The following is a 6,716-nucleotide window of genomic DNA, read 5'->3' as shown; positions in this document are numbered from 1 at the left end:
CCGGCTCGACGACGAGGCCCGGGCCTGGGCCGAGCAGATCGCGGCGATGCCGCCGTTCGGGCTGCGCCAAGCCAAGCGCGCGGTCAATCAGACCCTCGACATCCAGGGCTTCTACGCCGCCATCCAATCGGTCTTCGACATCCATCAGAGCGGACACGGAAATGCTCTGAGCGTCAGCGGATTTCCGGTCCTGGCCCGGCTCGCGGAGATGAAGGCGAATGTCCAGTAGCCCCACGGTATTCGAACGAGTCCGGCCCTGGCACGGAAGCGTCCGCGCGCGGTGATGACCGCACCGAGTGACGAACCGGCCTGGATGCGACGCTCGGTCGAGCGCTCGCTGCGCGGCGCCACGCTGCGTGCCCAGGAGCGCGTCGAATCGTTCCTGACCGCGGCACACGCCGTCATCGCGGCGAAGGGCCTAGCCGAATTCAACGTGCAGGACGTGCTCGACCACTCGACCCATTCGTGGCGCAGCTTCTATCGCCGATTCGAGAGCAAGCAGGACCTGCTTCTCGCGGTCTTCGAGGACATCCTGGCCCAGAGCGCGGATCGGCTCCGCGACACCGTCGTCGACGACGATGTCCCTGCGCTGGAACGCTTGCGGACCGCCACCGTGGCACTGTTCGAACTGTCCAGCTCCGGCCACCCGGCATCGGCCGTGCACGATCTGGCCGCGCTGCTGCACGTATCGCATCCGGCGCAGATCAACGCCGCGTTCCGCCCCGTGATCGCCGTGTTCGCCGAATTGACCGAGCGGGCGCAGCGAGCCGGGGCGCTGCGCCGGGACGCCGATCCGCGCCGGATGGCCGCCATGATGGTTCCCGCCGTGATGGTCGCGGCCAGAACCCTCGGGGATTCCGACGAGCGGACCAGGCACCCGATCACCGCCGAGGAGGTCTGGGGCCTGTGCATCGACGGAATCATCCAGCCGTGAAGCGAATCCGACCGGACAGGAGATCGAGTTCATGATCGATGAGGCACAGCGAGAACAATTGCGGGAAGAGGGTTTCTGCATCTTCCCCGGGGCATTGTCGGGCCGCGATCTGGACCGCGCCCGGACAGGGCTCGATCACGGAATAGCCGTCACCGAACGCACTCTGGGAACCACGCACATACCGTCGTTGGACCCGAATGCCGCCAATATCCGGATCAACAATCTCCCCGCGATCGATCCGATCTTCATCGAATTGCTGCTGCGACAGGACGCACTCGATGCCGTGCGCGCGGTCCTCGGCGAGCACATACTCGTCTCCAATTTCACGGCCAATATCGCGCTGCCCGGATCCGGATCGATGAAATTACACTCCGATCAGGCGCTGACCGTGCCGCCGCCGTGGCCACATCCCTGGGCCTGCAACATCATCTGGTGCCTCGACGACGTCACCGAAGCGAACGGCGCGACACGCTATCTCCCGCAGAGCCATCGCTTCCGATCGCTCGAGGACGTCCCCGCCGACGCCATCGACGCGACGTTGCCGTTCGAGGCCCCGGCCGGATCGTTCATCGTCATGGAGGGCCGGCTGTGGCACACCTCCGGAAAGAACACCACATCCGACGAACGGCGGCGAATGATGTTCGCCTACTACTCCAGCGATTTCATTCGCCAGCAGATGAATTGGGCCTTCACCCTGCCCGCCGAGGTGCAGGCGGAAATGAGCCGCGCGGCCCGGCATCTGTTCGGGCTCGCACCGATGGGCAACACCCGCATCGGCGCGCAGCTGACCACACTCGACGACGGCGCGCACCAGCGCGCCTGAGGCTTTCGTTCGACGCGAACCACACGCGCCGCGGAATATGTGACATGAAGGAGAAGCAAATGCCCGGCGACCAGCCCCGCAAGAACATGGTCTTCTATCGGTCGGAGGACGCGGTATCCCTCGACGACGACGGAATGATGTCGCCACCGGACATCACCCCGGCGGTCTACAAGACACACGATCTGTCACCGATGGCCGATGGGAACAAGGTCACGGTGCTGTTCAAGGGTGACGGGCCCGATGGATTCAGCCTGGTCCATTCGTGGTTCGGCGCGAATTTCCAACTGCCTCGGCACAGCCACTCCGCGGACTGCCTCTACTACGTGCTGTCCGGCGAGATCTCCATGGGCAATCGGGTGATGACCGCGGGCGACGGATTCTTTGTCGCGCAGGACGCCGTGTACGCGTATATCGCGGGCCCCTCGGGTGCGGAGGTGCTCGAATTCCGCAGTGCCACATCCTTCGACATGAAGGTGGCCGACAAGACGGCCGAGCAGTGGCGGCCGATCATCGAGGCGGCCGTCGCCAATCACGACGCCTGGGTACGACAGTAACGGATCAGCAATGAGCACAACACTTTCGCTTCCCCTGCCGACCGCCGATCCGGAGCGCGCCGAGCGAGATCTTCGTGAGCACGGCATCTGCGCGGTATCCGATGCGCTCGACGCGGCAACCCTGGGCGAGGTCCGCGACCGGCTCTACACCGCGGCCGCCGACGACCGAACACACGGCCGAACCCACAAGTTCGCCTTCGACTACGCGCACGACGACACCAACCAGCGGGTCTGGAACCTGCTCAGCCGGGCGCCGGTGTTCGCCGATCTGGTGACCCATCCGATCGCATTGCGCCTGTTGCGTTCCGCCCTCGGCCGGTCGATACTGCTCGGCAATCTCTCGGCCAATATCACCGGGCCGGGCGGCGGGGAGATGCAGATTCACCCCGATCAGTTGTTCGTGCCCGAGCCGTGGCCCAGCGAACCGCAGGGCGCGAACGCCACGTGGTGCGTGGACGATTTCACCGCCGACAACGGCGCGACCTGCTTCGTGCCGGGCAGTCATCTGCTCAATCGCAATCCCCGGCCGGACGACGCGATCACCGCCGTGCCGATGGAGGCTCCGGCGGGCACGCTGATCGTCTTCGACAGCCGGGTGTGGCACCGGACCGGTTTCAATCGCACCGAGAACGGTTACCGCGCAGGCATTTTCGGCTGGTACACCAAACCGATCTACCGCACCCAGGAGAACTGGTTCCTGGCGCTGGACCCGTCGGTCGTGCAGTACGCCTCCGACGAACTGGCCGAGCTGCTCGGTTACAAGACGATGGGATTCGGCCTCGTCAACGGGAAGTCGCCGCGGTGAGCGCCTCGCCCCAGCCGGAGCTGGAATTCCTCTCCGACGCATGGATCGATCGGGCGGCCGGTTTCCTGCGCGACAACGCGAACGGCGCGTCGTTCAGCTTCTGCGAGTCGTTCGCCGATCCGCCGCCGGGAATACTCGGATCCTGGCACGCGGTGATTCGCGAGGGCGTGGTGGTCGCGGGGCCCGGTACGGCCGAGGGCACCGATCTGCGGGTCGAGTCCGACTACCAGGCCATGCTCGCCATGGCGCAGACCGTGTACGCCGCCGGTCCCGAGTCGGTGGGCAGGGCCCATCGCGAGATGGTGCATCGGCACGGCCCGGGGGTGATGCGGATCAGCGGCGACACCCCACGCGCTGTCCGTGGCCTGCTGACCGGGCTGCACGACCACATGGCCGCCTGCACGATCGAGAACCCCCACCTCGATCATCGGGTGCGGCGGCTGGGTCTCGCACAGCACGTGTCGGAACTGGCCGAGGCGGGTCACACCCTGGTCCCCGGTGCGATATCCGAGGCGCTCGCCGACGAACTGCGCGAGCAGGTGAATTTCGAACTGCAGGTGAGGAATTCGGTCGCAGCCGACGACCTTTTGATACGCCATCGGCTCTTCGAGGAGATCGCGCTGCACCCGATCGCGAACACTCTCGCTCAGAGCGTTCTCGGCCCGGATGTCATTCTCGCGGCCATGATCGGGAGGCACGTCTCGGATCGATCCGGCACACCCGATGATGCGGCATCCGGTGATTCGGCAAGGGCGCGGCCGGATGCCCCGGCCCGAGTCACCGCGCGCTGGATTCTGGACGACAGCGCAGGGGACGGCGGATCGGATCCACTGCCGCCCAAGGGATCTCTCGATCTACGGACGGGCCGATCGCGAACGCTTCCGAATCCGGCGTCGTTCACCCTCGAATCGGCCTATGCCCGATTCGGCACCGCCCGGCCGAGTTTCGTCGACGCGATCGGCACGGAACACCTCGAGCGCAATCCGCCAGCCTTCCGCACCCTGGTCGGATCATCGAGGGACTGATTCAAGTCGCGGTGGTGGGCGCGAGCAACCGATCCGCTCGGATTGCCGTGCCACATCACCGAATTCGTGCCCGGCTTCGTGCTGGCCGAGGCCGCGACGCGGGACGTCGATTCACCCCGCCCCGCGTACAGCCTCCGAACAGATCGGCGACGCTGTCGATCCGGACGCGGCGGGGCTGGCGGACTTCGGCCCGCCGTGCGATGACGCGGCGGGCCGAAGGGGTCGTTCACACCGGGAAATGGGCGGGCAGGTGCTTGATGCCGTGCACGAAGGTGTTTCGCAGCCAGACCGGTTCCCCGATCTCCACATCCGGTACGCGAGTGAGCAATTCGTGGAACAGCACACGCAATTGCGTCTTGGCGACGTGGCTGCCCAGGCAGTAGTGCACCCCGCCGCCGCCGAAACCGACGTGCGGATTCGAGGTTCTGGTGATGTCGAAGGCGTCCGGATTCTCGAAGACCGCCGCGTCCCGGTTGCCCGAACAGTAGAACAACCCGACCTTGTCCCCGGCGCGGATGTGTGATCCGCGAATCTCGGTGTCCCGGAGGGCCGTTCGGGAGAAGTCCATGACCGGGGAGCCCCAGCGGATGAATTCCTCTACGGCCCCGCCGATCCGGGCGTCCCAGTCCTCGAGCAGCCATCGCTTCTGGTCGGGATGACGGGCCAGCGCCAGCATCGAGTGCGAGGTGGTCTGCTTGGTCGTATCGTTGCCCGCCGAGGACAGCAGGATCATGAACGCGCCGACCTGCTCGTTCGTCAGCCGATGGCCGTCGACCTCGGCCTGCACGATATTGGTCATGAGGTCGTCCTGCGGCTTGCGGCGGCGCGCCTCGGCGATCTCGATCGCGGCATTGCGCAGCAGCTCGACCTGACTCGCCATATACGTCAGGCTGTCCAGGTCGGTGGATACCGCCTCCTCCTTCCCCGCGAACAGCGCCTCGGCCGCCTGCCGGACCGCTTCACGGTCCTTCGGATCGATCCCGATCATGTCCGAAACGGTATGCATGGGAAGCAGACTCGAACATGCCGAGACGAAATCGACGTCCCCGGCCCCGATCAGATCGTCCACGATCTACGCGGACTTGCGTTCGATCTGATGCTGGATCCGCTTGATCTGCCGCGGCGTGAACGCCGCGCTGATCAGCTTGCGGAAGATCGTGTGCTCAGGCGGATCCATCGTGAGGAAGAACGACATCGCCACCTGCGGTTCCTTGGGCATCGGACTGACCGCGACGCCTTCGGCCGAGGAGAACAGGTCGGATCGTTTGCTGACGTAGACGATGTCCTGATGCGTGGTGGCGGCCCAGAATCCCGGTTCGGCATACGGGAAGTCGGCGGGCATCGGCGGATGCCAGGTAGGTCCGGGCTCGGTGCGCAGCCGAGCGAAACTCTCGTCCCGCTCGTCGAACGTCCGATTCCAGAACGCCCGGGAGGAGATGTCGGTCTCGTGCTGAACGGGATTCGTCACGACACACCTCCACCGAGGAAGTCCCGGAATCCGTATTGCGGATACGGGCCCACGACGATCTGCTCGAGCACGCCCAGCCCCTGCTGCCCGCGCCACTCGGCCCGGACCAGTTGCTGCACGTGAATGTTCTCCGGCGACAACGGATTCACCGACTCCGCGTCGATCCTCTCCACGCCGACGGCGACCTCGCCATGCCAGGCACCGTGCGCCCAGCGCGGATGGCCGTAGCCCAACCCCTTCATCCGGAATGTCATCAGCGGGCGCAGGCCCAGGCGCTCGATCTTCCCGTCGAGGAAATGCACCTCGAACTCGGCCGCGGCGGCCCGGCGCTCGCCGGGAGCCCACTCGATCGTGTGCTCGACCCGGGCGGGCCGGATCACCGCTCCCGCCTCGTCCGACAGCATCGGCACCACCGCGGCATCCTGCACCCACCGAGAGCCGTCGGGATTCTCGAAGACCAGGTAGTGGAAGCAATGGTCTTCGAAATGCACAGGGGCCCAGAGGAAGAACAGCCCTTTCGGGATCGACGGCGCACCGAGTCCGACCCCCGGTGTCGAACGTTGACCCCATGAGCGATCCTTCGTGGCACGAATGCCCGGCCCCAGATCGATACGCTCGCCGTCGATTTCGATACTGCCGGTCCAGGTGCCCCACTGGGTGGCCCGCGTGCAGTCCATGACGAGGCGGCTGCCCGCGAAGGAGGTCTGCCGCGCCTCCTCGAACACCGGTGTCTTCGCGGTGTAGCGCAGATCCGCACCGATTCCGTGCTCAGGGGCGTCCACGATCACGCGGTTGACCCGCATCGGCTCCACGATCTCGATGCGCAGCGGCCCCATCCGGGTATCGGTCGGATCCGGATTGGCCCGTCCGCTCACATACAGCGACGTCTGGCGGCCGTCGCGCAGCACCGAGAACGCGCCGTCCATGATCTGCCGATTGGGGTACGAGCAGAACGCCACCCCGAACATCAGGTCGTCGCGAAATCCGTTGAACCAGAACCGATCATAGTGATCAGGACTACCGAATCCGGACTGTGCCAGCGGCAGCGGCGTCTGATGCACCGGATAGTCGTCGAAGGGGATCAGCATCCACCACTCCTGTCTGCGT

At 65.8% G+C, this 6,716-nt stretch carries 6 protein-coding genes and 2 pseudogenes; 6 read left to right on the top strand and 2 right to left on the bottom strand.

Features of this window, described 5'->3' with window-relative positions; translation table 11 throughout:
- The 6 genes and pseudogenes from NM2_RS43915 to NM2_RS43890 form a co-directional block, all read left to right on the top strand.
- Nucleotides 1–229, top strand: a pseudogene (locus NM2_RS43915) (enoyl-CoA hydratase); the annotation flags it as partial.
- A gap of 54 nt (nucleotides 230–283) precedes the next feature.
- The gene (locus NM2_RS43910) at nucleotides 284–934 is read left to right on the top strand and encodes a TetR/AcrR family transcriptional regulator (RefSeq protein WP_067682961.1); all 651 of its coding nucleotides are present in this window, start codon (nucleotides 284–286) and stop codon (nucleotides 932–934) included.
- A 31-nt stretch (nucleotides 935–965) separates the two neighbouring features.
- Nucleotides 966–1,757: a phytanoyl-CoA dioxygenase family protein gene (locus tag NM2_RS43905; RefSeq protein WP_067682956.1), complete on the top strand. Its 792-nt coding sequence runs from the start codon at nucleotides 966–968 to the stop codon at nucleotides 1,755–1,757.
- A gap of 44 nt (nucleotides 1,758–1,801) precedes the next feature.
- Nucleotides 1,802–2,311: a cupin domain-containing protein gene (locus tag NM2_RS43900; RefSeq protein ID WP_218026112.1), complete on the top strand. Its 510-nt coding sequence runs from the start codon at nucleotides 1,802–1,804 to the stop codon at nucleotides 2,309–2,311.
- Nucleotides 2,312–2,321: 10 nt separating this feature from the next.
- Nucleotides 2,322–3,116: a phytanoyl-CoA dioxygenase family protein gene (locus NM2_RS43895; protein ID WP_084532230.1), complete on the top strand. Its 795-nt coding sequence runs from the start codon at nucleotides 2,322–2,324 to the stop codon at nucleotides 3,114–3,116.
- Entirely contained in the window at nucleotides 3,113–4,141 is a 1,029-nt protein-coding gene (locus NM2_RS43890) for a phytanoyl-CoA dioxygenase family protein (protein WP_067682954.1), read from the top strand. The genes NM2_RS43895 and NM2_RS43890 overlap by 4 nt, the downstream gene beginning before the upstream one ends.
- A gap of 226 nt (nucleotides 4,142–4,367) precedes the next feature.
- Here NM2_RS43890 and NM2_RS43885 read toward each other — a convergent pair.
- Nucleotides 4,368–5,609, bottom strand: a pseudogene (locus tag NM2_RS43885) (cytochrome P450).
- On the bottom strand, nucleotides 5,606–6,697 hold the full coding sequence (locus tag NM2_RS43880; RefSeq protein ID WP_067682952.1) for an Rv3169 family protein: 1,092 nt from the start codon (nucleotides 6,695–6,697) through the stop codon (nucleotides 5,606–5,608). The pseudogene NM2_RS43885 and the gene NM2_RS43880 overlap by 4 nt, the downstream one beginning before the upstream one ends.
- Nucleotides 6,698–6,716: the final 19 nt, after the last annotated feature.

Source organism: Nocardia miyunensis NBRC 108239 (genome assembly GCF_001613065.1).
Lineage (GTDB): Bacteria > Actinomycetota > Actinomycetes > Mycobacteriales > Mycobacteriaceae > Nocardia > Nocardia miyunensis.
The sequence above is the reverse complement of the archived record's forward strand: the minus strand, read 5'-3'. Positions and strand labels throughout refer to the sequence as shown.

Coding starts and splice junctions, on each gene's coding strand:
- NM2_RS43910 (WP_067682961.1), top strand. CDS start 284: ATGACCGCACCGAGTGACGAACCGGCCTGGATGCGACGCTCGGTCGAG.
- NM2_RS43905 (WP_067682956.1), top strand. CDS start 966: ATGATCGATGAGGCACAGCGAGAACAATTGCGGGAAGAGGGTTTCTGC.
- NM2_RS43900 (WP_218026112.1), top strand. CDS start 1,802: ATGAAGGAGAAGCAAATGCCCGGCGACCAGCCCCGCAAGAACATGGTC.
- NM2_RS43895 (WP_084532230.1), top strand. CDS start 2,322: ATGAGCACAACACTTTCGCTTCCCCTGCCGACCGCCGATCCGGAGCGC.
- NM2_RS43880 (WP_067682952.1), bottom strand. CDS start 6,697: ATGCTGATCCCCTTCGACGACTATCCGGTGCATCAGACGCCGCTGCCG.